The 26,094-nt window shown below is 57.9% G+C and carries 29 protein-coding genes and 1 riboswitch; of the genes, 15 read left to right on the top strand and 14 right to left on the bottom strand.

Annotated elements, in window-relative coordinates; translation table 11 throughout:
- Positions 1–36 precede the first annotated feature (36 nt).
- Positions 37–109, bottom strand: a riboswitch (S-adenosyl-L-homocysteine riboswitch).
- Between the two features lie 230 nt (positions 110–339).
- From CAP31_RS01210 to CAP31_RS01190, 5 genes are read left to right on the top strand one after another with little or no spacing between them, the layout of a single operon-like run.
- Positions 340–1,176 carry a lysophospholipid acyltransferase family protein gene (locus CAP31_RS01210; protein WP_369802423.1) on the top strand — a complete coding sequence of 279 codons (837 nt, stop codon included), beginning with the start codon at positions 340–342 and terminating at the stop codon, positions 1,174–1,176.
- Positions 1,173–2,051, top strand: coding sequence for a lipid A biosynthesis acyltransferase (locus CAP31_RS01205; protein WP_087445865.1), 879 nt, complete (start codon positions 1,173–1,175; stop codon positions 2,049–2,051). The genes CAP31_RS01210 and CAP31_RS01205 overlap by 4 nt, the downstream gene beginning before the upstream one ends.
- 10 nt (positions 2,052–2,061) lie before the next feature.
- Positions 2,062–2,895: a diaminopimelate epimerase gene (dapF, locus tag CAP31_RS01200; RefSeq protein WP_087445864.1), complete on the top strand. Its 834-nt coding sequence runs from the start codon at positions 2,062–2,064 to the stop codon at positions 2,893–2,895.
- A 10-nt stretch (positions 2,896–2,905) separates the two neighbouring features.
- On the top strand, positions 2,906–3,544 hold the full coding sequence (locus tag CAP31_RS01195) for a DUF484 family protein (RefSeq protein WP_087445863.1): 639 nt from the start codon (positions 2,906–2,908) through the stop codon (positions 3,542–3,544).
- Positions 3,541–4,413: a tyrosine recombinase XerC gene (locus CAP31_RS01190; protein WP_369802422.1), complete on the top strand. Its 873-nt coding sequence runs from the start codon at positions 3,541–3,543 to the stop codon at positions 4,411–4,413. The genes CAP31_RS01195 and CAP31_RS01190 overlap by 4 nt, the downstream gene beginning before the upstream one ends.
- A 113-nt stretch (positions 4,414–4,526) precedes the next feature.
- Here CAP31_RS01190 and rplI read toward each other — a convergent pair whose 3' ends face one another.
- The 7 genes from rplI to CAP31_RS01155 all read right to left on the bottom strand — a co-directional run bounded on the left by rplI (position 4,527) and on the right by CAP31_RS01155 (position 8,747).
- A complete protein-coding gene (gene rplI / locus CAP31_RS01185; RefSeq protein WP_087445862.1) occupies positions 4,527–4,976 on the bottom strand; it encodes a 50S ribosomal protein L9 in 450 nt (149 codons plus the stop codon).
- 10 nt (positions 4,977–4,986) lie between these two features.
- Entirely contained in the window at positions 4,987–5,256 is a 270-nt protein-coding gene (rpsR, locus tag CAP31_RS01180) for a 30S ribosomal protein S18 (RefSeq protein ID WP_087445861.1), read from the bottom strand.
- 13 nt (positions 5,257–5,269) lie between these two features.
- Positions 5,270–5,566: a primosomal replication protein N gene (gene priB, locus CAP31_RS15260; protein ID WP_157662621.1), complete on the bottom strand. Its 297-nt coding sequence runs from the start codon at positions 5,564–5,566 to the stop codon at positions 5,270–5,272.
- A 5-nt stretch (positions 5,567–5,571) separates the two neighbouring features.
- The gene (gene rpsF, locus CAP31_RS01170; RefSeq protein ID WP_087445859.1) at positions 5,572–5,952 is read right to left on the bottom strand and encodes a 30S ribosomal protein S6; all 381 of its coding nucleotides are present in this window, start codon (positions 5,950–5,952) and stop codon (positions 5,572–5,574) included.
- 156 nt (positions 5,953–6,108) lie between these two features.
- On the bottom strand, positions 6,109–6,921 hold the full coding sequence (locus tag CAP31_RS01165) for a ferritin-like domain-containing protein (protein WP_087445858.1): 813 nt from the start codon (positions 6,919–6,921) through the stop codon (positions 6,109–6,111).
- 112 nt (positions 6,922–7,033) lie between these two features.
- Positions 7,034–7,561: a phosphatase PAP2 family protein gene (locus CAP31_RS01160; protein ID WP_087445857.1), complete on the bottom strand. Its 528-nt coding sequence runs from the start codon at positions 7,559–7,561 to the stop codon at positions 7,034–7,036.
- A complete protein-coding gene (locus CAP31_RS01155; protein ID WP_087448197.1) occupies positions 7,530–8,747 on the bottom strand; it encodes a glycosyltransferase family 1 protein in 1,218 nt (405 codons plus the stop codon). Before CAP31_RS01155 ends, CAP31_RS01160 begins: the two co-directional genes overlap by 32 nt.
- A 95-nt stretch (positions 8,748–8,842) precedes the next feature.
- On the opposite strand from CAP31_RS01155, the gene CAP31_RS01150 reads away from it, so the two are divergent.
- From CAP31_RS01150 to CAP31_RS01125, 6 genes are all read left to right on the top strand, one after another.
- Positions 8,843–11,032 (top strand): primosomal protein N', encoded by a 2,190-nt coding sequence (locus tag CAP31_RS01150; protein WP_087445856.1) that lies wholly within the window; start codon positions 8,843–8,845, stop codon positions 11,030–11,032.
- An 85-nt stretch (positions 11,033–11,117) separates the two neighbouring features.
- A complete protein-coding gene (argS, locus tag CAP31_RS01145) occupies positions 11,118–12,860 on the top strand; it encodes an arginine--tRNA ligase (RefSeq protein ID WP_087445855.1) in 1,743 nt (580 codons plus the stop codon).
- Between the two features lie 9 nt (positions 12,861–12,869).
- Entirely contained in the window at positions 12,870–13,481 is a 612-nt protein-coding gene (locus tag CAP31_RS01140) for an SPOR domain-containing protein (RefSeq protein ID WP_087445854.1), read from the top strand.
- Between the two features lie 22 nt (positions 13,482–13,503).
- Positions 13,504–14,148 (top strand): thiol:disulfide interchange protein DsbA/DsbL, encoded by a 645-nt coding sequence (locus CAP31_RS01135; RefSeq protein ID WP_223247317.1) that lies wholly within the window; start codon positions 13,504–13,506, stop codon positions 14,146–14,148.
- Between the two features lie 3 nt (positions 14,149–14,151).
- Complete coding sequence (locus CAP31_RS01130; protein WP_087445853.1) at positions 14,152–14,916, top strand: SDR family oxidoreductase; 765 nt, start codon at positions 14,152–14,154, stop codon at positions 14,914–14,916.
- Positions 14,917–15,033: 117 nt separating this feature from the next.
- On the top strand, positions 15,034–15,651 hold the full coding sequence (locus CAP31_RS01125; protein ID WP_087445852.1) for a response regulator transcription factor: 618 nt from the start codon (positions 15,034–15,036) through the stop codon (positions 15,649–15,651).
- A gap of 22 nt (positions 15,652–15,673) precedes the next feature.
- Here CAP31_RS01125 and CAP31_RS01120 read toward each other — a convergent pair whose 3' ends face one another.
- Entirely contained in the window at positions 15,674–16,573 is a 900-nt protein-coding gene (locus CAP31_RS01120) for a LysR family transcriptional regulator (protein ID WP_087445851.1), read from the bottom strand.
- Positions 16,574–16,651: 78 nt separating this feature from the next.
- Positions 16,652–17,935, bottom strand: coding sequence for a chloride channel protein (locus CAP31_RS01115; RefSeq protein ID WP_223247316.1), 1,284 nt, complete (start codon positions 17,933–17,935; stop codon positions 16,652–16,654).
- A 177-nt stretch (positions 17,936–18,112) separates the two neighbouring features.
- On the opposite strand from CAP31_RS01115, the gene CAP31_RS01110 reads away from it, so the two are divergent.
- The 4 genes from CAP31_RS01110 to CAP31_RS01095 all read left to right on the top strand — a co-directional run bounded on the left by CAP31_RS01110 (position 18,113) and on the right by CAP31_RS01095 (position 21,724).
- Positions 18,113–19,294 (top strand): glycosyltransferase, encoded by a 1,182-nt coding sequence (locus CAP31_RS01110; RefSeq protein ID WP_087445849.1) that lies wholly within the window; start codon positions 18,113–18,115, stop codon positions 19,292–19,294.
- Positions 19,295–19,486: 192 nt separating this feature from the next.
- Entirely contained in the window at positions 19,487–20,209 is a 723-nt protein-coding gene (locus CAP31_RS01105) for a Crp/Fnr family transcriptional regulator (protein ID WP_087445848.1), read from the top strand.
- Positions 20,210–20,260: 51 nt separating this feature from the next.
- The gene (gene gluQRS / locus CAP31_RS01100; protein ID WP_087445847.1) at positions 20,261–21,157 is read left to right on the top strand and encodes a tRNA glutamyl-Q(34) synthetase GluQRS; all 897 of its coding nucleotides are present in this window, start codon (positions 20,261–20,263) and stop codon (positions 21,155–21,157) included.
- An 18-nt stretch (positions 21,158–21,175) separates the two neighbouring features.
- The gene (locus CAP31_RS01095) at positions 21,176–21,724 is read left to right on the top strand and encodes a hypothetical protein (RefSeq protein WP_087445846.1); all 549 of its coding nucleotides are present in this window, start codon (positions 21,176–21,178) and stop codon (positions 21,722–21,724) included.
- 57 nt (positions 21,725–21,781) lie between these two features.
- On the opposite strand, the gene CAP31_RS01090 is transcribed toward CAP31_RS01095, so the two are convergent.
- From CAP31_RS01090 to CAP31_RS01070, 5 genes are all read right to left on the bottom strand, one after another.
- The gene (locus CAP31_RS01090) at positions 21,782–22,912 is read right to left on the bottom strand and encodes an alanine--glyoxylate aminotransferase family protein (RefSeq protein WP_223247315.1); all 1,131 of its coding nucleotides are present in this window, start codon (positions 22,910–22,912) and stop codon (positions 21,782–21,784) included.
- Positions 22,913–22,987: 75 nt separating this feature from the next.
- Positions 22,988–24,334 (bottom strand): UDP-N-acetylmuramate:L-alanyl-gamma-D-glutamyl-meso-diaminopimelate ligase, encoded by a 1,347-nt coding sequence (mpl, locus tag CAP31_RS01085; protein ID WP_087445845.1) that lies wholly within the window; start codon positions 24,332–24,334, stop codon positions 22,988–22,990.
- A 42-nt stretch (positions 24,335–24,376) separates the two neighbouring features.
- Complete coding sequence (locus CAP31_RS01080) at positions 24,377–24,811, bottom strand: hypothetical protein (protein ID WP_087445844.1); 435 nt, start codon at positions 24,809–24,811, stop codon at positions 24,377–24,379.
- Positions 24,812–24,830: 19 nt separating this feature from the next.
- A complete protein-coding gene (locus tag CAP31_RS14890; protein WP_189836628.1) occupies positions 24,831–24,998 on the bottom strand; it encodes a hypothetical protein in 168 nt (55 codons plus the stop codon).
- Complete coding sequence (locus tag CAP31_RS01070; protein ID WP_087445842.1) at positions 24,995–26,050, bottom strand: AEC family transporter; 1,056 nt, start codon at positions 26,048–26,050, stop codon at positions 24,995–24,997. The genes CAP31_RS14890 and CAP31_RS01070 overlap by 4 nt, the downstream gene beginning before the upstream one ends.
- Between the last annotated feature and the right edge of the window lie 44 nt (positions 26,051–26,094).

Raw genomic sequence — 26,094 nt, 5'->3', positions numbered from 1 at the left:
GCACGCACGCCTTTCTGTAATCAATGACAAAAAAGTAAGACGTGAGCGCCGTTGCTATGTGTAAGGTTTGAGCCTGGCGGGTTCCCCCGTCGCAACGCTCCTCAAACCGAGGGCCATTTTAGCGGAGTCTCGTGCGCGTGTACAGACTCGCAATTCATCGCTGCATGCAACAACCGAATATCGCATATTCCGCTCTTGGGTTAAAATAACATGAATATTGCATCGCCACGGCTAGCGCAGAAATCCCGAAAAATAACATTTATGCCCAGACCCTTTCGCCATTACCTATCGCTCACTACCCTATAAATGCGCCTGTTCCTACTCAGATTATTAGCCAGCTTGCCGCTACGATTCTGGCATGCACTGGGCGCATTCGGCGGCTGGCTGGTGTATCGCAGCGACAAGCGCTACGCCGCCAAGATCAAGCACAATCTGACGCAAAGCAAAATAGCGCCCGATGACGCTGCCTATCAGGCGCTGTTGCGTCAAACCGCGAAGGAAATCGGCAAAGGCGGGGCAGAGATACTGCCGATCTGGTTGCGTCCCTACCGGCAGGTACTCAAGCTGGTGCAGGAATGCCAGGGCTGGGAGCACGTAGAGGCCGCCGCTCGCGAGGGCAAAGGCATACTGGCGATGACGCCGCACTTGGGCTGTTTCGAAATCGTCAGCCTATATTATGCGGCCCGTCGTCCGATGACTGTGATGTACCGTCCGCCGCGCCAGCATTGGATCGAAGGCATCATGCGCGCCGGTCGTGCGCGCGGCCAGATCAGCCTTGCCACCACCGATGTAAAGGGAGTCCGTGCATTGCTGACCGCACTGAAAAAGGGCGAAGCCGTCGGCATTCTACCCGATCAGGTCGCCAGCAAGGGTGAAGGCGTGTGGGCGGATTTCTTCGGCCGTGCAGCTTATACCCCGACCCTCGTCGCCCGCCTGCATCAATCTACCGGTGCCGTGCCGTTGCTGATGTTCGGCGAACGTCTCCCCAAAGGCCAGGGTTACCGCATACACATCGAACCGTTACCGGCCGATCTCAGCGGCGACAAACAGCAGGCCGCCAGCGCGCTCAACGCCGCACTGGAACAGCTCATCCGCCAATATCCGGCCCAGTATCTATGGAGCTACAACCGCTACAAGCGTCCCGGCGGTGTGGAACCGCCGGCGGAGCAATCATGATCGCATCGCGCCTGGGGATTTTCATGCTGTGGCTCATCCACTGGCTGCCGCTGGCGTTACAGGCGCGCATCGGCAACGCCCTGGGCGCCTTGCTGTATCAGGTGGCGTCAAAACGGCGCAAAATCGGCGCGATCAATCTGGCGCTGTGCTTCCCGGAATGGTCGCAAGCCCAGCGCGATACCGTGCTGCGCCGACATTTTCAGGCCATGACCCGCGCCGCCATCGAGCACGGCGAATTATGGTGGTCGGATCGCCAACGCATTAATCGCATCGTGAAGTTCGAAGGTCTGACACATTTCCAGGCGGCATTCGGTCAGCCGCTGATCTTGCTGGCACCGCATTTTATCGGCCTGGACATGGGCGGCATCCGGCTCAGCACGGAATTCTCGCCGTTCGTATCGATGTACAGCCATCTCAAGAATCCACTGTTCGACCAGCTCATGCTGCATGCCCGCACCCGATTCGGACAATCCCGGCTGGTTTCGCGGCATGAGGGTGTACGGCCGCTGATAAAGGAAATGAAGCAGGGCGCGGCCTTGTATTATTTGCCGGATCAGGACTTCGGCGCCAAAGATGCGGTTTTCGCGCCGTTTTTCGGCATCCCGGCAGCAACGGTAAATGCGCTGCCGCGCATCGCCAATCTGGCCGGCGCCAAAATCATGCCTGCAGTGACCCGGCAGTTACCAGGTGGAAAGGGCTATGTGTTACAGTTTTATCCGCCGTGGGATAATTTCCCCAGCGATGACATTACGGCCGATGTCACCCGCATGAATCGTTTTATCGAAGACCGGGTACGCGAAATGCCGGAGCAGTATTTCTGGCTGCACAAACGTTTCAAAACGCGCCCTCCGGGCGAGGCAAAACTTTACCCCTGACAAACACAGCATGAAACTGAAATTTACCAAAATGCACGGCGCCGGCAATGACTTTGTGGTGATCGACGCGATCAACCAGCAGGTCGATCTCTCCACCGAGCAGATTCGCCGGATCGCAGATCGCCATTTCGGCGTCGGCTGCGACCAGCTATTGCTCGTGGAACGCCCCACGCGTGCGGATGCCGATTTTCGCTATCGCATCTTTAATGCTGACGGCAGCGAAGTGGAGCAATGCGGCAACGGCGCGCGCTGCTTTGTGCGCTTCGTGCACGACCACGGCCTGTCCCGGCAACGTGAAATCCGGGTCGAGACCGCTTCCGGACTGATCTTTCCCCGGCTCGAAAACGACGGCAGAGTCACCGTCAACATGGGCGCACCGCGTTTTGCGCCGGACGATATACCATTCAAGGCCGAACAGCGTGCGCTCACCTACATGCTTGATGTGAATGGCACCGCAGTTGAAGTCAGCGTATTGTCCATGGGTAACCCCCATGCGGTGCAGATCGTTGGCGATATCGACACGGCTCCGGTTGCGCAGACCGGCGCATTGATAGAACGTCACCCGCGCTTCCCCAAACGCGTGAATGCAGGATTCGTGCAAATCGTCGATCGCGGGCATATCCGTTTGCGCGTCTATGAACGCGGTGCCGGGGAAACCCTGTCATGCGGTACCGGCGCCTGTGCCGCGGTAGTCGCCGGAATCACCCGCGGCCTGCTGCAGCCGCGCGTCGACGTCACTACCCGCGGCGGCGTGCTCACCATAGAATGGGCCGGCGGCGACAACCCGGTGTGGTTGACCGGCCCGACGGTTAATGTGTTTGAAGCTGAACTTATACTGGAATGATAACGGCACTATGAAATCCGATGAAATCGCGCGCTACCTTGCGACGCACCCCGAATTTTTTGATGAATATCCGCACTTGCTGACCGACATACGCGTCAGCCATCCGTTTGAAGGGCGGGCAATCCCGATTGCCGAACGCCAGATCCTGAATCTGCGTGACAAGATCGTCCTGCTGGAAACCAAGCTAGCCGAACTGATAAGGTTTGGTGAGGAGAACGACGTCATCTCCCAGAAGATGCAGCATATTGCTGTCGCCATGATGGCAGCACGGGATTTGCCGACACTGATCCATGCGCTGTACCTGAACCTGCGCGAAGATTTTGCCATCCCGCATGCCGTGCTCAGAGTCTGGCAATCGGCAGGGGACGAGATCGAATTTACACCCTGCTCGGACGAAGTAAAGGCCTGGGTCGAAAACATGCCGCATCCGCAATGCGGCGCCTATCTGCATCCCGAAGCCTTGACCTGGTTCGGCGATACCGGCCACTTGCGCTCCTATGCAGCCATCCCGCTGAAAAACGATCAGGTGGTCGGGGTATTGCTGCTGGCATCGGAAGACGCGCAGCGTTTTTACCCGCAAATGGGCACGCTCTATTTGCAACGGCTGGGTGAGCTGATAGCGGCGGGACTGCAACGCTTGCTGCCGTGAACATCGCGCTGGTTGATGCGTATCTGACCCACCTTGCCGCCGAGCGCGGCCTGTCAGCGCATACGATCAGCAACTATGCCAGAGAGGTGCGCCTGCTGCTCGACAATAGCGGTGCCATCGCGCTTGCCGATCTGCGTGCCCACGACATCCGGCGCATCATTGCCACCCTGCATGCCCGCGGCCTCTCCGGCCGGAGCCTGGCGCGTACCCTGTCCGCCTGGCGCGGATTCTACCATTATCTGGACAAGCGCCACGGTTATACGCATAACCCTTGCGAAGGCCTGCGCGCCCCCAAGCATGCCCGCACTCTGCCGCGCAGTCTGTCGGTGGAACAAGTCGCGCATTTGCTGGACAGCCCGGACGACTCCGCACTGGCGGTGCGCGACAATGCCATATTCGAGCTGTTCTATTCCTCGGGCTTGCGATTAACCGAGCTGGCCACATTGAAACTGACGCAACTGGATTTGATTCAGGGCGAAGTGAACGTCACCGGCAAGGGCAATAAAAGCCGGCTGATACCGCTTGGCGGTCACGCTATCACCGCACTGCGCCGCTGGTTTGCGCAACGCACCGATACTGGCGATTACGTCTTCCCGGGCCGGAATGGCAAACACCTGTCGCAACGCGCAATCGAGCTGCGCCTTAAACACCGTGCCGAACAGATCGGCCTCGATACCAAGGTCCATCCGCATGTACTGCGCCACGCATTTGCATCGCATTTGCTGCAATCATCCGGCGACTTGCGCGCCGTGCAGGAACTGCTCGGACACGCCAGTATCAGCAGCACACAGATATACACCCAACTGGATTTCCAGCATCTGGCCGCGACTTACGACCAGGCGCATCCACGCGCCAGAAAGAAATCCTGAAGCCGTAGATTCCGCGCATAAAAAAACAGGATGTTCAGGACGAAATTCGCATTTCGCTGATCCTGAAACATCCTGTCTTCAACCCGGCTCAAACAGCGAGCCGGTAGTTTTGCCTAGCGTTCGCCCTGGACGTTAACGGTAATATCAACCACCACGTCGGTATGCAGCGCGATGCTGATCGGGAACTCGCCGATAGCTTTCAGCGGGCCGTTAGGCATGCGCACTTCAGCCTTGGCAACTTCAATACCCTGAGCATTCAATGCCTCAGCGATGTCGATGTTGGTAACGGAACCGAACAAACGGCCGTCCATACCGGCTTTTTGCGATACGACCAGCGTCAAGTCAGCCAGCTTGGCAGCACGTGCCTGCGCGGCAGCCAATGTGGCAGCCTGGGCTTTTTCCAGTTCAGCGCGTTTTTCTTCAAAGAACTTCAGGTTGGCGGCGGTTGCACGCTTGGCCTTGCCTTGAGGGATCAGAAAATTACGTGCGTAACCGTCTTTAACTTTAACCACATCACCTAATGTGCCGAGGTTGACCACTTTTTCCATCAGAATAATTTGCATAGTGATCTCCTTAATGCAAGTCGGTGTAAGGCATCAGCGCGAGGAAACGTGCACGCTTGATAGCGGTAGACAACTGGCGTTGAAAACGGGTTTTGGTACCGGTGATACGTGCCGGAATGATTTTGCCGTTTTCAGCTACGAAATCCTTTAACAATTCAGCGTCCTTGTAATCCACCCAGGCAATACCTTCAACGGTAAAGCGGCAGAACTTGCGACGTTTGAACAACTGACGGGAACCTTCCCGGCGCTTGGTGTTTTTGCTGTTAGTTGGACGAGGCATGATGCACTCCTATCTAAATGTTTTCTAAGCTGCAAATATGCAGCACTATCTGTTGACTTTTTTGGCTCTTCTGCGCGAGAAAGCCGGTAACACGAAAGAGCTGGTCCAAATTCAGCTGACTCAACTTGCGGGCCAGATCGCCAATGGCAATGGCGGCGACCTCGACTTTCACTACACGCTCGCTGTCGGCCTCGATCTGCTTCGATTCATGCCGAACGCGGCATTCAATCAAGGGCACTCCAGCCGGGGTATAGCGTAATGTTTCGAGCTGACACAGCGTGCCGTCAAGTACGAGCTGATTCGCTTCCAACCGCTTTAGGCTGCTTCTTCCGTATCGGATTCGACTTTAGCTTCAGAGCTGGTCAATGAACGCGATTTTTCTTCCTTCATCATCGGTGAAGGTGCGGTCACGGCTTCATCCATACGCACGGTAAGGTGGCGCAGTACGGCGTCATTGAATTTGAAGCCATGCTCCAATTCATCGAGAGTTTCCTGATCGCATTCAATGTTCATCAGCACATAATGCGCCTTATGAACCTTCTGGATAGGATAAGCCATCTGGCGACGACCCCAGTCTTCCAGACGGTGGATCTGTCCGTTGTGGCTGGTGATCTGGTTGCGGTAACGCTCGATCATCGCGGGCACTTGCTCGCTTTGATCAGGGTGTACGATAAACACGATTTCATAATGACGCATGCAAAACTCCTTCTGGTTAAAGCCCTCCGTGCGTAAGCGGTAGGGCAAGGGGAAACCGTGCATTATATTGGCTATTCAGATGCTTAGCAAGCATTTATCCATAGCCGGCAGCCTCCTGCCGAATCGGCATCGGTTGCGCAGCCTGCCCGCATTGCGTCAGACCTGGCCGATACAATCCTCCAGCATCTGCATCTCTGCCGCAGTGAAGCCCGCAGCCAGACGCGCTTCGGCATGCAGCGGACCGCGCAATCTGGGCGCCTTGTATTCGCGCATCAGTGAACGGAAAGTCGCTATCGGCTCCAGTCTCCGCAATTCGCAGAAATAGGCATACCAGCGATTACCGATCGCCACATGCCCGATCTCGTCGTGCAGGATAACGCCCAGAATATCGACTGCCGCTTGCGCACCGCAGGATGCCAACCTGTGCATGATCGCCGGAAGCGCATCAAGACCGCGCGCCTCCAGTACCCGGGGCACCAACGCCATGCGCACCATCGGGTCATGCGCGGTCGTCACCGCCATGTCCCATAAGCCATTATGCGCAGTAAAATCGCCGTAATCGAAACCCAGCGTATGCAGATGATCGCGCAGCAGAGTGAAATGGTGCGCCTCCTCTGCAGCCACCTGTAGCCAGTCGGTATAAAAATCCTTGGGCAGTCCGCGGAACCGGTAAACCGCATCCAGCGCCAGGTTGATCGCGTTGAATTCGATGTGCGCCAGCGAGTGCAGCAATGCCGCACGGCCCTCCGGCGTTGATGGCTGTCGTTTCCCCACCTGCAATGCAGAGACCATTTCCGGCTTGGCCGGGCGACCGGGCACGGGAATGGGGATGACCGGACTCAATTCATCGAAACGGTCGATCTCGCCCTGTTGCCAGGCGCGCCGCAACGCAGCCACCCGCGCCAGCTTGCGCTCGATATTGGCGTCCTGCAGGCAGACCAGGGCAATGGAAAAGAGATCGTCTGACATGGTTGAGGACAGAAAGGACAGAAACGGGATTATAAAGCCTCATGTCCGATAAATCTAACACCCCGTCATTTGACACGGACCGGGCCACGCCTGCGGAGACCGGCAGCCGAATTCAGAAGATGAACAACGAGGCGCTGGCGACCGCCGCACCGAGGACGAATCCGGCCAGCACATCGGTCGGATAATGCAGCCCCAGTATCAGGCGGGATGCGGCGACAGCCAGCGTGAAGGGAACCAGCAGCCAGGCCAGGGCAGAGTAGTAATAAATCGCAACCAGACTGAAAGTCACGGCATGCAAGGTATGCCCGGACGGGAAGCTGAAGCGGTCCAGAGGCGCAGTGAGGCAATGAATATGGCCGAACTGCTGATGCGGACGCGGGCGCAAGGTTTTATGCTTGAGCCATTTATAGATCAGAGTCGCAGTCAACCCTGCTGCAATCATTTGCAGCACGACCGGCAATGCGGATTTGCCCGCAAGCAGATACATCGCGACCATCAACGTGTACCAGAATACGCCGTCGCCCAGACGGCTGACCAGGCGAAAAACCTGCACCACGGCCGGATAACGCTCGATGCGGTTAAAGCGCTGGGTTAAACCCGCCTCGCATTCACCCATCCACTGCCAGCTCAATTTCTCCATGGCAATCTTCCTTGTCGATTATGGCGTGCAACACCCGTTCGAAACGGTCATGTATGCTATCCCACGAAATGGATAGCGCGGTTTGGCGCGCGCGTTCGCCCATTTGTCTGGCATGAGCCGGATCCAGCGCCACCTCGGTAGCGGCCGCGATGAATTTTTGCGCATCGTCATAAGGTGCAAGCATGCCATTTACGCCATGACGCAACAGCGCCTCGGCAGCAGCATATTGATAAGCGACGACCGCAAGGCCGCTGGCCATCGCCTCCGTGGTAACGTTACCGAACGTCTCGGTCAGACTGGGGAATAAAAACACATCAGCCGACGCATAGTGCGCGGCCAGATCGTCGCCGCTGCGCATCCCGCAAAAAACCGCATCGGGATATTGCGCCTGCAGGATATCGCGTTCCGGGCCATCGCCCACAATAACCAGACGGCTATCCGGATTGGCTGCATGCATCGCGGTATAGGCCTTGAACACCAGCGGCAGGTTTTTCTCCGGCGCCACTCGCCCCACATAAATGACCACTTGTGTATCCGGTGCTGCACCCCAGCTCTTGCGCAACGCTTCATCGCGCCGTGCCGGCGAAAACAATGCCGTATCCACGCCGCGCGACACTACTTCCAGATTGCGGTAACCGTGCGTTTGCAGCTCCCTGCGGATACCCTCTGTCGGCACCAGCGTGACGCAGGCCTTGTTATGAAATTTGCGCAAATAAGCCAGGATCGGGCGCCGCAGCCAGCCCACGCCATAATGCTGGCTATAACTGTGGAAATTGGTATGAAAGTCAGTACTCACTGGCAGGCGCAGCTTGTGTGCTGCAGCCAGCGCCGACCATCCCAGCGGGCCTTCGGTAGCGATATGCACCAGATCCGGCCGTTTCAATTGCCACAGCCGCACCAATGCCGCCTTGGCCGGCAAACCCATCTTGAGGCCGGCATAGCGCGGGATCGGCACGCCGAGCTTGAGCACTTCTTCCAGTTGCGCGTTATTGATCGCTTTATCCGTATTCCCCTGACGCGGACGGATCAATTGCACCTGATGCCCACGGTTTTGCAAATCGATCACTTGCCGCCCCAGCGTCATCGCAACGCCGTTGATCTCGGGTGGATAGGTCTCCGTCACCAAAGCGATACGTAATGGCTGTGGACGCGGAATAAAAGTCTGGAGTAGGAGTTCATCATTCATGATGATGATCATGCATCGGCCATAAGTCAATTTCGTGAAACGTTTTTGAAGGTTTGGTGACGTTAGTGCAACGGCTTTTGCGGTAAACTGCGCCCATGTTGCCTTTGATAGCCCAGGTCGCCCTGGATGTGCCCATACCGCGATTATTCGACTATGTAGCCCCCACCCTCACGCTGGCGGATGTAGGGCGGCGCGTGTGCGTGCCGTTCGGACGCAAGGAGTTCGTCGGCGTGGTACTGGCGCTGAGCCGCGAATCCGCCCATCCGCGCGAACAGCTCAAAGCTGTCACTGCCGTGCTGGATGACGCACCGCTGTTATCGGCAGAAATCCTCAAGCTGCTGCATTTTTGCAGCGACTACTACCATTACCCGCTCGGCGCCACAGTACTTGCTGCGCTGCCCACCGCATTGCGCCGCACACCAGCGCCTCCACTCAGAACCGTCGACAGCTGGCAGCTCACCGCGCTGGGCCGGACCGCTGCGGCAACCCTGCCGCAGCGCGCACATGCACAGCGTGCCCTGTACGCCAGCATGCAGGATGGCGCCGCATATTCCGCAACTGCACTGGCAGCCGCAAGCGCCAGCTACCGCACGACGCTCAAACACTGGCTGAAGCTGGGCTGGGCCACGCAACTCAGTCAACCCGCGCCACTCAACCCCAGTCCGGTCAGCGCCGATACCGCGCCCACGCTCAATGCCGAACAGGCCGAAGCCGTCAGCCAGATCAGCGCCGTGCTGGGAAGATTCCAGCCGTTCCTGTTGCACGGCGTCACCGGCAGCGGCAAAACCGAGGTGTATTTGCATCTGGTGCAGACGGTGTTGGCACAAGGCGGCCAAGTCCTGATACTGGTGCCGGAAATCAACCTGACGCCACAGCTGACCGGCGTGTTTCGCGCCCGTTTTCCGGATATTGAAATCGCCACACTGAATAGCGGCATGGCCGACAGCGAGCGCCTGCAGCACTGGCTGGCGGCAGTGGACGGACGCGCACGCATCGTGCTGGGCACGCGACTGGCCGTATTCGCGCCGTTGCCGGCATTGGCGCTCATCATCATCGACGAAGAGCACGACAGCTCGTTTTATCAGCAGGACGGACTGCGTTACGCAGCGCGCGACGTCGCCATCATGCGCGCGCATCAGCGCACTTGCCCGATCGTGCTGGGTTCCGCGACACCCGCACTGGAAACCTGGCATAACGCACAAAGCGGCCGTTACCAGCGTCTTAGCCTGACGCAGCGCGCAATCGATGCGGCCACGCTGCCGCAGATACGGCTGGTCGACCTGCGCACACAAAAACCCGAAGACGGCATTTCGCCAGCGCTCGCCGCCGCGATTCAGCGACGACTGGACGCCGGACAGCAGAGCCTGATTTTCATCAACCGGCGCGGCTACGCGCCCACCTTGATATGTCGGGCCTGCGGCTGGGCCGCCGGCTGCCCGCGCTGCTCCACGCGGCTGGTAGTGCATCTGCGCGAACGTCAATTACGCTGCCATCATTGCGGCTATGCCGAGCGTGTACCGCACGCCTGTCCGGATTGCGGCAATATCGACATTTCCCCGGCCGGCCTCGGCACGCAGCGCCTGGAAGAAGGCCTGCAAAAGCGATTTCCCGCTGCACGCGTTTTGCGCATCGACCGCGACAGCACCCGGCGCAAAGACAGCTGGCCGGCGATGCAGCAGCAGATACGCCGCGGCGAAGCGGATATTCTGGTCGGTACCCAGCTGCTGGCGAAAGGCCACGATTTCCCCAATCTCACGCTGGTCGGCGTCATCGGCGCAGACAGCGCGTTATACAGCCCCGATTTTCGCGCCAGCGAACGCCTGTTCGCCCAGCTCATGCAAGTCAGCGGTCGCGCCGGACGCGCCCAACATCCCGGCGAAGTGCTGATCCAGACCGAGTTCGTCGGTCATCCGCTCTATCTGGCCTTGCAGCACCACGATTATGTCGGCTACGCTCGCACCCTGCTCAACGAACGCCGTGCGGCAGGCTTTCCGCCGTTCATTCACCAGGCCGTGCTGCGCGCCGAAGCGCCACAGATCGATGCCGCCGTCACGTTTCTGAATCAGGCAAAAGCTGCCGCCCCCGCATCGGCTGCCGTTACCCTGTTCGACCCTACCCCGGCGACGATGACGCGCAAAGCCAATGTCGAACGCGCGCTGTTATTGATACAGTCGCCCAACCGGCGGGCGCTGCAGCAATTTCTGGGCGTCTGGATAGAAACGATTTACACGCTACGCACTAGCAAACTGCGCTGGCATCTGGATGTCGACCCGCTCGAAATATGAAAAGCGGGTGCCCGGGCCGCCTGTCGGATTTTGTTGATTAACCGCTAGCCAGCTATAATGGCGCATCTTTTAAATAGGTTGCGTCATGCTGACTTCGTATATAGACATCAAATCCCATCTGACTGCATTGTTTACTCAGGCGGTAAATCAGGTTTCCGCCGCAACAACGGACGTCGTGATTGAGATGGAGCGCCCGCGCGATGCGGCACACGGCGATTATGCGTGCAGCGTGGCGATGAAACTGGCGAAAACGATGCGACGCAATCCGCGCGAACTGGCAACGCTGATCCAGACCGCGTTGCCCGCATCGGATCTGGTAGCGAAGACCGAGATCGCAGGCGCCGGTTTTATCAACGTCTTCCTGCAACCCAAGGCGCACCAGCAGGTCGTGCCGCACATTCTGCACCTGGGCGCCGAGTACGGACGCAGCCAGCTGGGCGCAGGCAGGAAGGTGCAGGTGGAATTCGTCTCCGCCAACCCAACCGGCCCGCTGCATGTCGGTCATGGCCGCGGCGCAGCGTATGGCGCCAGCCTGGCGAACGTGCTCGCGGCGGCGGGCTACACCGTCGCCCGCGAATATTACGTCAACGACGCCGGCCGGCAAATGGACATCCTCGCCATTTCCACCTGGCTGCGCTATCTCGCGCTGTGCGGCGAGACCATCACCTTCCCGGCCAACGCCTATCAGGGCGATTATGTCATCGCCATGGCGCAGACGATTTTCGACCAGCATGCCGATCGCTATCAGCGCGCGGCGGCAGATGTGACCGCACAGCTACCCGATTTTACAGAAGCGCCCGACGCGTATCTGGACCAGCTCATTGCCAATGCCAAGGCCCTGCTCGGTGCAGACTATCTCTATGTGCACGATTTCGTGCTCACCGAACAGCTGGGCGATGGCCGTAACGATCTGCATGAATTCGGCGTCGAATTCGACGAATGGTTTTCCGAACAGTCACTGTACGATTCCGGTGTGGTGCAACGTATCGTCGCGCAGCTGGAACAGAACGGCCATATCTACACCCAGAACGGCGCCAAGTGGTTCCGTTCCACGCATTTCGGCGACGAGAAAGACCGCGTGGTGCTGCGCGAGAACGGCCAGTACACTTATTTCGCCTCCGACATCGCCTATCACATCAACAAGCTGGAACGCGGCTTCGACTGGATGATAGACGTGTGGGGCGCCGACCACCACGGTTACATCCCGCGCGTCAAGGGCGCGTTGCAGGCGCTCAACCTCGACCCGGACAAACTCACCGTGGCGCTGGTGCAATTTGCAGTGCTGTACCGCGACGGCAAAAAGGCCTCGATGTCCACGCGCTCCGGCGAATTCGTCACCTTGCGCGATCTGCGCCATGAAGTCGGCAACGATGCGGCGCGCTTCTTCTATGTATTGCGTAAATCCGATCAGCATCTGGACTTCGATCTGGATCTGGCAAAATCGCAGACCAGCGACAATCCGGTTTATTACATCCAGTATGCCCACGCGCGCATTTGCAGCGTACTGGCGCAGTGGGGCGGCGATGTGGCGGCCCTGACGATGATGGATTGCAGCCCGTTGACCAGCCGTTACGAGCTCGACCTGCTGCAATGTCTGGCAGAATACCCCGGCGTCGTGGAAATGGCGGCGCGCGATCTGGCGCCGCACGCGATTGCTTATGCCCTCAAGGACATCGCTGCCGCGCTGCACACCTACTACAATGCGGAACAGTTTCTGGTGGAAGACGCGTCAACGCGGCATGCACGCCTGGCGTTGATTACGGCAACACGCGAAGTGCTGCGCAGCGGCTTAACCTTGCTGGGCGTTTCCAGCCCGGCACAAATGTAGGAGATCAACATGGCGCGCGATTACAAATCCCGTCCGTCCGAAAAGAAAAAAAGCGGCCGTTCGATCTGGCCGGGCATCCTGATCGGGGTATTGGTCGGCCTCGCTGTCGCAGTGGCCGTGGCGGTATGGCTGGGCCGCAACAATCCGTTTTCGTCCCGGGAGCAGGCGCCGGAACATGAATCCGCTACCAAGTCTTCCAAATCAGGCAAACAGATAGTCGACCCGCTGGCAAACGCGACTGCACCCGATGGCACCGACAAACCGCGTTTCGATTTTTACAAGATATTGCCGGGCAACGAGACCGGCGTCGCGAATCAGCAAACCAAACAAGCTCAGACACCCAAGGCTGACGAGCTGTATTATCTGCAAGCTGGCGCATTCCCGAATCCCGAGGATGCCGACAATCTCAAGGCGCGCCTGGCTTTAATGGGATTTGAAGCCTCGATCCAGACAGTAGATATCCCGAATAAGGGCATATGGCACCGCGTACGTCTTGGTCCTTATAAAATGGACGAAGCCAATAAAACCCGAGACAGCCTGACGCAAAACAACATTCCGGCAACGCTGGTCAAGGTCAAGAACCAAAACGAGACGATACAATCAAAGCCGAACCAGGACTAAGGAGACCGCAATAATGATAGGTATGCGCAATATAGTAATGGCTTGCAGTATGTTGCTGGCGACCCTGTTGCCGGTAAGTGCTGCTCATGCAACGATAACCGAAGGTTTTGACTATCAGGTGCTCGCCCCCGAGCTGGGTACGGATAGCGGCAACAAGATCGAAGTCGCAGAGTTCTTCTGGTATCGCTGCCCGCATTGTTTCCATCTTGAACCCGGACTCAATGCCTGGCTGAAAAAATTACCCAAAGACGTGGCGATGCGCCGTATACCCGCCGTACTGAACGACTCGTGGGCGCAGCTGGCAAAAGTCTATTACACCATGGAAGCCTTGGGCGTCGTCAATAAGTATCATGATGCCTTGTTCAATGCGATCCACGTGGATGGGCTGGATGTCAGCAAAGACGCCGTACTGTTCGACTGGGCAGCCAAAGTCGGCATGAACCGCAAGGCATTCATCGCGGCTTATCAGTCATTTGGCGTGCAAAGCAAGGTATTGCGGGCCAACCAGCTCACCGTCGATTCCAAGATAAGCGGCGTGCCGTCTTTTGTGGTCGACGGCAAATATGTGACCTCCGAATCCATGACCGGCAGCGAAGCTGCCTTGTTCAAAACGCTGGATGAGCTCATCGTCAAGGCGCGCAAAGAACACAAACGTCACGCCAGATAAATCTTGCCGTTACGCGTCTTCATCACCGGAGCATCGAGCGGGCTAGGCGCAGCACTGGCCCGGCATTATGCTGCCCAAGGCGCCATCCTCGGCCTGGCGGCAAGAGGCAAGGACAAACTCGAAGCACACTGCGCAGAACTCCCCAACGCCACCGCGTATGCACTGGATGTCTGCGACAGCACTGCGATGCGCTCGGCGGCAGCCGATTTCATCACCCGGACAGGCGTACCCGATATCGTCATTGCCGCTGCCGGCATCAGCGTCGGCACCTTGACCGAACACGCTGACGATCTTGCAGTATTCCAGGCCGTCATGAACACCAACGTGCTGGGCACAGTAACGACATTCCAGCCGTTCATCCGGCCCATGCGTGCAGCGCAACACGGTACGCTGGCGGGCATAGGCAGCGTCGCCGGCATCCGCGGCTTGCCTGGCGGTGGCGCCTATTCCGCTTCCAAGGCGGCGTTGATCACCTATATGGAATCATTACGAGTGGAGCTGGCCGGGAGCGGCGTGCAGGCTACTACCATCAATCCAGGCTACATCGCGACGCCGATGACCGCCGTCAACCCCTACCGCATGCCGTTCATCATGAGCGCCGACCAGGCAGCGACCAGGATCGCCAGCATCATCAGCAAGCGCCGCACGTATGCCACGATACCCTGGCAAATGGCAGTAACAGCCAAATTACTGCGCGCACTGCCACGCCCGCTGTATGATAAATTGTTTGCCAACGCGCCGCACAAGCCGCGAAAATTGCCGTTATAAAACCATCTCGTACGCCATGACTTTATATATATGGCGTTTATCCGTTACAATCAGGATTGATAACGCTCACTTACGGCGTTGCGCTGATGCATAAAAATTATATGATTAGGAGGCTGCATGAACATTGGCATTGTATTGATCGATGACCATCCGCTCACTCGACTGGGTACTGCGCGACTCATTGAGCATACTGCGGGCTTGCAAGTAGCAGAACAATGCGCCGATATTGCAGCGGTTCGCGCATGGCTCGGCAATGGCGGGCGAGCCGATATTGCGCTCCTGGATCGCAGCCTGCCGGATGGCGACGGCCTGAGTCTGATTGCCGAACTCAAGCACGCCGGCATCCGCACTATCATGTTCACCAGCGCGAGCTCGGATGAAGACATCAGTGAGGCCATTGCCAACGGCGTCGACGGCTACCTGCTCAAAACCACCGAACCCGAACAGCTGGTGCACGCCATCCAGTCGGTAGCACAAGGCAACAGCATGCTGCCCACCCATATCATGCAAAAGCTGGCGCGCGGCGAACTGAAACAGGATGTGTTCAACACCCTGTCGCCCCGTGAACGCGAAATCGTCGAACTGGTTGCGCAAGGCTTGCCGAACAAGACCATCAGCGTGCGTTTGAACCTGTCGGAAAACACGGTGCGCAATCACTTGTCCAATATCATGGACAAGCTGGGTATGAAAAACCGCGTGCAGGTAGCGACCATGGCGTTGAAACACACCAAGTAAATCCGGCGCGCAAAAGCCCCGATCATACCGCGCCCGATCCCTGCGCCAACAGGAACTGCTTGAACGCCAATGCCACTGCAGACAGCCGCTTATCGCGGCGATGCACGACAAACCAGTGACGGCGGATCGGAAAATCGACCACATCCAGCACCGCCAGACGTCCCGCCTGCAACTCCAGCGACACGGTATGCAGCGACACCACGGCCAGCCCCATGCCGGCCTGTACCGCCTGTTTGATCGCTTCGTTGGTATTCATCACCAGACCGGTACGCGGCGCCACGCCATGACGCTGAAAGAAGCGCTCCGATGCACTGCGCGTTCCCGACCCCGCTTCACGCACGATCAGCGCCTCCTCGGCCAACCGTTCCACCGGGATTTGCGGCACACCTACCAGCGCATGATTCGGTGCCGAGATCACCACCAGCGGATTTTCCATGAACGATTCGGCTACCAGGTCATGGCCTTCCGGCGGCTGTCCCATCACCACCAGATCCAGTGCATTCTGCTCCAGCTGCTTCAGCAAATCGGCCCGATTGGTGACATCCAGATGCACCACGACTTGCGGATGCGCCTGACAGAAATGCGCCAGCAATTGCGTCGCAAAATAGTTGGCAGTCGATGCCACCGCGATCTTCAGCTCACCACGATCCAGGCCTTTCATCTGCTCGAATACCGCTTCGGCCTCGCGCAATTGCTCGGCGATGGCTTTGCTGTAATGGAACATTTCCCGTCCGGCCTCGGTCATGAAAATCTTTTTCCCCAGCTGTTCGAACAAGGGCAAACCGATGCTTTCCTCCAGCAGTTTTACCTGCATGGATACCGCCGGTTGCGACAAATGCAGCTCGCGTGCCGCCCGCGAGTAGCTCAAATGATGAGCGACCGCTTCGAATACTTGCAACTGTCGTAGCGTGAGATGAAGCATGGCGGATTCAGATATAAGTTAACATTTATGGTATCCAGCGATTGTATAACACCGGATGTCAAACAGCATGATAACCGGTTATCGTTGCAGCAGAAATTTCTGCGAAAGGGCGTGATACAGCGGTGTGGGCGAAATCAGCTTGGACATGGCACTGGCCACTACCGAAGTGGCCATCAGCGGCAGCAGCATGTGATGACTGTCCGTCATTTCCATCATGATGATAAAGGCAGTCACCGGTGCCCGTGTCACACCGGAAAGATAGGCCGCCATCGTCAGCAAAACGATGGCACTATGGGGTGCATACGATACAGGCAGCAACGCCGCCAGATTATCGCCGACGCCGGCGCCTACCGCCAATGAAGGTGCGAATACGCCACCGGCAATACCGCTCATCGATGACAACAAGGTCGCCAGCAATTTGGCGATGCCGAAATACCATGGCAAGCTGCCGCTGTCTTCCAGCATCGCCTGAGTCGGCTGATAGCCGGTGCCGAACACCAGATGATCCGTTGCCAAACCCAGCAGGGCGACCCCAAGCCCGCACAACGCTGCGAAAGCCAGCGGCCGCTGGCGAATAAACCCGGCCATGCGCGTGGTGGTGCCAAATGATGCCGCTATCAGCAAACGGCTGAACACGCCGCCAGCCATACCTCCGACCACTCCGCAAATCAGTATGGTCGAAACGCCTGAGTTCCATTCCAGATTGGCGCCAGACGAGCCGAAATAAGTGTAGTTTCCCAGCAAAGCCAGCGAAATCAGGCCGGAAACGATAACCGTGACCAGGGAAGAACTGTTCGCATTAAACACATGATGCTTGCTCAGTTCTTCGATCGCAAACATGATCCCGGCCAGCGGCGTATTAAAGGCAGCTGCAATACCTGCCGCGCCGCCCGCCAGCAGCAGAATCCGGCGCTGCTCGACATCCTGGAACGGGCCGCGCTTGTAAAACATGTGCATGATGGAAGCGCCAATCTGCACGGTCGGCCCCTCACGACCGATGGATGCGCCTACTGCCAATCCGCCTATCGTGAGCATGACTTTGCCTATCATAATCCGTATCGACAGCAAATGACTGGTTTTGGCATCATCGGTTTCATTGATCGCCGCAACGGTTTGCGGTATGCCGCTGCCCTGAGTACCCGAAAAATAGCGGCGACTGACGTAAGTCAGCGCTACAAAACCCAATGGCAGGATGAGCAGTGGGGCAAAGAAAAACGCATGAAACAAAGCCATGTTGAGCTGGCTGACATAATTGCTCGCCGTAGCCAGTGCTACGGCAACCAGACCTATCATCAACGGCCCCAGTATCCATGCCGAACCGCGATGCCACATGTCAGCCGTTTTTACTGCGAAGTCCGGCACAGTCGTTTCCAGGGCGGCTTTTTCTTTTGCTTCTGGCGGGTACGCGGGCATAGTGACGGAACAACATCCAAGGAGGTTAAGGTCATGATCCAATATACCTCAGCCAGTAACGACTGTCACACGCCCGTCACGTTATTTTGTTACAAACTCAATACAACTAACATATTGGGCCAGAGCATGAATATCTTGATGATTTCCGACGTCTATTTCCCCCGAGTCAACGGGGTGTCCACTTCGATCATGACGCTGCGCCGGGAATTAAAGGCACTGGGACATACGGTAACGCTGGTAGCGCCTGCCTATGACATGGGCGAAGCGCCCGAAGACGACATCGTACGCATCAATGGACGTCCGGTGCTGATGGACCCCGAAGACCGGCTGATGTCGCTGAAATCGCTGAAAGCCCTGCCGCAGATGCTGTCCGCACAATCCTTCGATCTGGTGCATATCCATACCCCGTTCCTTGCGCATTACACCGGTCTGTCGCTGGCCAAGGCTTTCAATATTCCCTGTGTAGAGACTTACCACACCTTTTTCGAGGAATATCTCTACCATTACATTCCCTTTCTGCCCAAAGCCCTGATGCGCTATGCGGCCCGTCATTTTTCACGACGCCAGTGCGCTCAGGTCGATGGTCTGGTGCTGCCATCAATTGCGATGGATGAAGCCCTGAAGCGTTACGGCGTGCGCGCTTTCAGCAAAATCATTCCGACCGGGATAGAACTGTCCGACTTCAGTCACTGTGATCCCGACGGCTTCCGCCGCACACACGGCATTGCGCCAGAGCGTCCGGTAGTCGTTTATGTCGGTCGGGTCGCATTCGAAAAAAACATCGAGTTCCTGCTGCTCATGCTCTCGCAACTGCGCCACAGCATTCCCGACGTGCTCCTGATTATCGCCGGCGAAGGCCCGGCGGAAGCCAAATTACGCAAAACAGTGGAAGGGCTGAATCTTGCTGCCAATGTTTTGTTTGTCGGCTATCTGGAACGCGCCACCGAATTACCTGCCTGCTACTGCGCCGGCAACGCCTTTGTCTTTGCTTCGCGCACCGAAACCCAGGGCCTGGTCCTGCTTGAAGCCATGGCATTGGGCGTCCCCGTGGTTTCGACGGCGGTGATGGGTACGCGCGACATCCTGACAGCCGGACGCGGATGCCGGGTGGCCGAAGACAATCCGGTGGCCTTCGCCGCCACACTGCAGGAAGTATTGACGGACAGCACACTACGCGCCCGTCTCAGCATCGAAGCGCGGCAACATGCGCTGGACTGGAGCGCACCGCAAATGGCACAGCAGATGCTGGCCTTCTACCAGCTGGCACAACAACAGTTCATGCGCAGCGCACAGCTGGCTGAGGTCTGAGCCTGTGGCCAGTTTAAGCGCAGGTTCGCGACCAAAGCTGACAATCCAGTCAGCCTTGGTCGAGTTTATGTATAATCAATATTATATGAGCCGAACTTGCGTGTTATGCCATGAAGCCTGTTGCAGATCGTCCTATCCCTGATTTCTGCTGCAATATCCCACCCAACTGCGCTCGAACATCGGTTAGGCCAAATGAAGACAGATGTAAACAGACCGAAAGTCCCGAACGAGGTTGTGGAAGGTCGTGCAAATTGCGCACAGTGCCCTATCCGCAGCCAGACGTTATTTGCCGACCTGCCGGACAGCGCGCTGGATCAGATCCGCATCGCCATAGACAACGTCAGTTACCCTGCGCACACGACCCTATTCAAGGCCGGGGCAAGGGATGGCGCGCTATTCTCCATCCGTCAGGGCAAGATCAAACTGGTTCGGCAATTGCCGAATGGCACCCTGCGTACTGTGCGTCTATTGCGCCAAGGCGATACGCTCGGTCTGGAGGCCATGCAGAATCTCCCTTACCGCCACAGCGCCATTGCGGTGACCGAAGTCAGAATCTGCCGCATCCCGATGGCAGTGATACACACGCTTAAACAGCAGCATCCGGAATTGGAACGGCAGTTGATCATGCGCATGCAACAGCAGCTGGACACAGCCGATCAGTTTATTACTGATTTTTCCACCGGCACCGCCGAGGCCAGAGTAGCGAGACTGCTGCTGTTCCTGGAGAGCACCAGCACCGGAGTATATTGCGAACTGCTGGGGCGGGAAGAAATGGCAAGCATACTGGGCATTACCACGGAAACAGCCAGCCGCATCATGGCCGACTTTCGGCGCAGGGGCCTGGTCAGTGGTGTCATCAACGTCAGCCTCTCCTGCGATCAGACGCAGCTACAGCAGATTGCGCTGGATATGTAGCCAATCAGACCGTATCATGCACCAGGTTAAGCTTCTGCAAGAATACCGCGTATGACAACGCAGTCTCCCTACATCGGCCGCTTCGCCCCATCGCCAACCGGCGCACTGCATGCAGGCTCGCTGCTTGCGGCGCTCGGCAGCTATCTGCAGGCGCGCAGCCGGCACGGACAGTGGCATGTACGCATCGAGGATCTGGATACGCCGCGCTGCCCGCCCGGTACCGCCGACGACATCCTGCGCGATCTGGAACGCTGCGGCTTTGAATGGGATGGCCCGATCGTATATCAATCCCGGCGACTGCCGGCTTATCAGAATGCGATTGAACGCTTGCAGCAGACGGGTAAAATCTATCCCTGCGCCTGCAGCCGCCGCGAAATCACCGATTCCAGCATCAACGGCATAGATGGGCCGGTCTACCCCGGCACCTGCCGTCCGGGTTTGGCCCAAGGGCGGATACCGCGCGCCCTGAGAATCAGCACCCACGATGACTTGATATGCTTCAACGACCTGATACAGGGGCAGACATGCCAACGCCTGCAATCGGAGATCGGCGATTTCGTGTTACGCCGCGCGGACGGCCTGTTTGCGTATCAGCTCGCCGTGGTCGTCGACGATGCCGAACTCGGCGTCAGCGAAATCGTGCGCGGCGCCGATCTGCTCAGCTCCACACCGCGCCAAATCTATCTACAGCAATTGCTCAAGCTGCCCACACCAGGCTATGCGCATCTGCCGGTACTGGTTAACGCTCAAGGGCAAAAACTCTCCAAGCAGACGCTGGCGCCGGCGTTGACGACCGCCGAGCCGCTTGCCGCGCTGCGCCATGCCATGCACACACTCAGTCATCCGCCGCCTGCGGAGATCGATACACTGGAGGCCTTCTGGCAATGGGCTCCCGCAGCCTGGCACATGGCGAATGTGCCGAGTCAGCGTACAATTGCAGCAGTTTAATTTTTTACGGAATCCGGCATGGCCTTACCCGATCGCACCCAGCAAGTTATCCAGACCTACGCCGCCTTCATTCACGGCGTCGCCACCGCATGCGCCCAACCGCAATTGACGCCGCAGCTGCAACCCATGCTGGCACAAGCCGAACAGCAGGGCTGGGGCAAACTGGTGGCAGCCCTGCGCCTGATTATCGCCGGGCGCCGCGACAGCGGCATTTACGCCGAACTGGACGACGACGAGCGCATTATTGTCGAGGCCATACTACGCGGTATCCAGGACCCGGCCACCTTGCCCGACCCCGCGCAGACCGCCGACCCCAATGCTGCTGCGCCGGGACTGGCCGCGATGATCCAGGCTTCGACCAACGGTGATGCGGCAGCGTTATCTGCGCTCGCCAACATGGCAGAGCAGATGGTCAAGGCTGGCGGCGACATGGCGAAACTGGGCGGCGGTCTGCGCCGGCTAGTGCATGGCGAACGCGATGTCAATGTGCTGACTCGCGGCATGAGTAGCAAAGGCCGCGATTTGATGGCGAAGCTGGTCGCGGAACTGGAAAAGAACCAGACCTGAAAAACAACGGAGCCGACTGACTCACGCCAGCCAGCCCCGCCAATAAGCTGACAACGCTTACGCAGTCAGCGACTTATGCAATGCCGACAGGCAATAATCGATATTCTCGGCGCGGCTGGAATGCCCCATCAGACCGATACGCCAAACCTTGCCGGCGAGGTCGCCGAGGCCGGCGCCGATTTCCAGATCGAACTCGTTGAGCAGACGGGCACGCACCGCTGCATCGTCCACGCCTTCAGGAATGGTGACGGTATTCAGCTGCGGCAGGCGGTATTCCTTGTCCACCACGAACATCAGGCCCAGCGCTTCCAGCCCGTCGCGCAACATTTCGTGATTGCGGGCATGGCGCGCCCAGCTATTTTCCAGCCCCTCCTCGGTCAGCAGGATCAGCGCTTCGTGCAAGCCATACAGGGTATTCACCGGCGCAGTATGGTGATAGGTACGCTTGCCGGCGCTGCCCCAGTAGCCCAGCACCAGATTCAGATCCAGGAACCAGCTTTGCACCGGTGTGCTGCGCGATTTCAGTTTGGCGATCGCGCGTTCGTTGAACGTTACCGGCGATAGCCCCGGCGTGCAGGACAGGCATTTCTGGCTGCCGGAATACACTGCATCGAGTTCCCACTCGTCAACCAGTAGCGGGATGCCTGCCAGCGAAGTAACCGCATCGACGATCACCAGCGCGCCGTGCTGATGCGCCAGCGCAGCCAATGCCTGCGCATCAGAACGGGCACCGGTCGACGTTTCCGCATGGACGAAAGCCAGCACCTTGGCATCAGGATGCTGAGCAAACGCCGCGGCGACCTTGTCCACACTCACCGGCGCGCCCCAGGCATCTTCCACCAGCACAGGAATGCCGCCGCAACGCTTGACGTTTTCCAGCATGCGGCCGCCGAATACGCCATTTTTGCAGACGATGACTTTCTCGCCGGGTTCGACCAGATTCACAAAACACATTTCCATGCCCGCAGAACCCGGAGCGGAAACCGGCATCGTCAGCGCGTTCTCGGTCTGGAATGCATAACGCAGCAATACTTTCATTTCTTCCATCATGTCGACGAAGGCAGTGTCGAGGTGACCGATGGTAGGACGCGCCATCGCGTCCAGAATTCGTTGCGGCACATCGGAAGGCCCGGGGCCCATTAAAGTGCGATGCGGCGGCATGAAAGAAGTGAAAGTCGGCTTTTGCATAAACATCCTGTTGGTAGAATAAAAATGCGATTTTATCTTGGAACCGCCCAAATAAACACCATGATTTTTATAAGGTTATTCTGCTGCAGTTAATGCGTGCAGCAGCTTCTCGTGAATACCGCCGAAGCCGCCATTGCTCATCACCAGTATCTGATCGCCGGAACGGGCAGCAGCGACAATGGCGGCGACCAGCTTATCCAGATCTTCGTGGACTTGTGCCCTGGCGCCCATTTCGGCGAATACGGCATGCGCATCCCAGCCCAGATTGGCCGCATAACAGAACACTGCATCGGCGTCGCGCAAACTGGCGGGCAGCGCGTTTTTCATCGCGCCCTGCTTCATGGTATTGGAACGCGGTTCCAGCACGGCCAGTATCCGCGCCGAGCCCACCTTGCGCCGCAAACCGCCTAACGTGGTCGCAATCGCAGTGGGATGATGGGCGAAATCGTCATACACGGTGATGTCATTTACCACACCGCGCACTTCCATGCGGCGCTTGACGTTTTCAAACCGCCCCAGCGCCTCGCAGGCGACCGCGGCCGAAACCCCGGCATGGCGTGCCGCCGCAATCGCCGCCAGCGCGTTGTGCACGTTATGCGCGCCCATCAGCGACCATGCCACTTCGCCCTGTTTCACACCGTCAAAATACACGCTGAACTCGGATTCGCCGCCTTGCGCAGTCCAGCCATCGCTGCCCCCCAGCCATTCCACCGGCGTCCAGCAGCCGCGCGCGATCACCCGGCGCAAGCTGTCTTCGTTGCCGTTGGCGATCACCAGCCCTGCGCCGGGCACGGTGCGCACCAGATGGTGGAACTGGGTTTCAATGGCGGCCAGATCGGGGAAAATATCCGCGTGGTCGAACTCCAGATTGTTCAGGATCACCGTACGCGGGCGGTAATGCACGAACTTGGAACGCTTGTCGAAGAATGCCGTATCGTATTCGTCGGCCTCGATCACGAAGAACGGCAGCTCGGTCAGACGCGCGGAAATGCCGAAATTTTGCGGGATGCCGCCGACCAGAAAGCCCGGATGCAGGCCCGCGTCCTCGAGTATCCATGCCAGCATCGACGTCGTCGTGGTCTTGCCGTGCGTGCCGGCAACCGCCAGCACCCATTTGTCACGCAGCACGTTTTCCGCCAGCCACTGCGGGCCAGAGATGTAAGGCAGGCCGCGATCGAGGATCGCTTCCATCAGCGGGTTGCCGCGTGTCACCACGTTGCCGATGACGAATACATCCGGCTTCAATTCGAGCTGTTCGGGGTCGAAACCTTCGATCAGGTCTATGCCCAGCTCGCGCAACTGGTCGGACATCGGCGGATAGACATTGGCATCGCAGCCTGTCACCTTGTGTCCGGCGGCCCGCGCTATCGCCGCAATCCCGCCCATGAAAGTCCCGCAAATGCCCAAAATATGTAAATGCATAATGTTATTAACAGCCGAATTGAAATGAGTGCAGCAGATGCGTCAGTTGAGTCCGGCGCCTTCGCCGACCGTGCCTTTGGACAGATCCACCAGTATATTGCGCCCGGGAATCAGCGTCGCCACGGCCAGCAGGAAAATCTCGATAAAATCGTTACGCTCGTTCTCCGGCAGCTTGCTGGTACGGTTAAAGGTGCCGAACATGGAGTCATGAAACGCAGCGATGTAGAGTATCTGTTTCTTGATTTCAGCTACATTGTAGACATCGGCGCCATCGCCCAATTGCGCAATCACCACTTCGCCCAGCTTTTCCTTGATCGATTTATACAGATGATCGATGTATTCCGCCGCGCTCGGGCGGCCGTTTTCATCTTGCAGGGAAAATTCCGCGCTGACCATTTCACCCATTTTGGTCTTCAGGGTAACGCGTTTGTCGATTGGCTCACTGGGCGCCACATTGGGCTGGATAATCAGGCTCATGTTGAATTCCTTTACACTGTTAAACGGGGATGTCGGGTTGGCCTTGCCCGGATTCAGTCAACCCTGAGGGTCGAATACCGCCTTGACCGGCATGAAAGCGCGCGATTTCCGCCGCATCGAATTGTACACACATTTGATCGAGCTTTTCGATCCCGTAAAGCCGCTGAATCAGTCGCGTCAAACTCATCGGATAAGTACCCAAAGCCATAGTGGCAGGGTAAATAAAAACAGCACCGTACTCCAGGCGATGGTCAGCGCCACCATCTCCACATCAAGCTGGTAACGATCCGCTACGCTCAATGCCATCAGCATGGTCGGCACGCCGGTCTCGATGACAGCCGCAACCTGCGCATCGCGCAAGGTGCCAAACCAGAGCAGCGATGCACCCCAGGCCACCATCGGCAACGCCAGCAGCTTGAACGTGGCCACAGTAAGTACCGCCCGGTTCGGCGCCAGCTGGCTCCACGGAATGGACAAGCCCAGCATGAGCAGCATCACCGGCACCGTCGGCTGCCCTATGAAGTGGGCGGCACTGATAATGGGGTTGAATTCCCAGCCCATCAGACTTACCATCACTCCGGCCAGAAACGACCATACCGGCGGCAACATCAGCCATGCCTTGACCGGGTTGCCCTGATGCGACACCTGCCCCCCCAGCCTTATCGCGATCCAGACACCCAGGCTCCATAATAACGGCGTCGCCGCGCCCATATCGGCAAAAGCGGCGTAACGCCCGCCTTCCTCGCCGAACAGGAAATGCAGCAGTGGAAAGCCCATGAACAGCACATTGCCGAAGATGCCGCATAACAGCAGGCCGGCGCGAGTGGTTCCTGACAGGTGCGCGCCCAGCCCGGTGTGGAACAACAGGAAGTAGAGCACACCGAAACCGAACAATACGCTCATCATCACCAATAACGGTACTGACAGCAATGCCGCAGTGATGTTCGCGCTCGCAGCCGCAGCGAACAGCAAGGCCGGGGCGAACAGATTGATGGTAATGGTCGAAATATAGCCGCGCACCAGCCGCACACCCTCGGCCCCCAATGACCGCCTCCAGACGGCTCCGGCCGCGACCAGCAATACCATCGGCAACATGACTTCAAGCAGCAGTTTTATGTAATATGCGACAGACATGGAACTCATCAACACGAAAGCGGGTACTGCGATAGTAACGCAGATTTGCTGCCGCAGCACAACAGCAAAGCCATGACACATGCCGATTTTTTTACGGCAAAGCATGTTTTACCTTATCATGCCGAAAGCAAGGCAAGCCGCATCATTTC

It is taken from the genome of Sulfuriferula sp. AH1, assembly GCF_002162035.1.
Classification (GTDB): domain Bacteria; phylum Pseudomonadota; class Gammaproteobacteria; order Burkholderiales; family Sulfuriferulaceae; genus Sulfuriferula.
The sequence above is the reverse complement of the archived record's forward strand: the minus strand, read 5'-3'. Positions and strand labels throughout refer to the sequence as shown.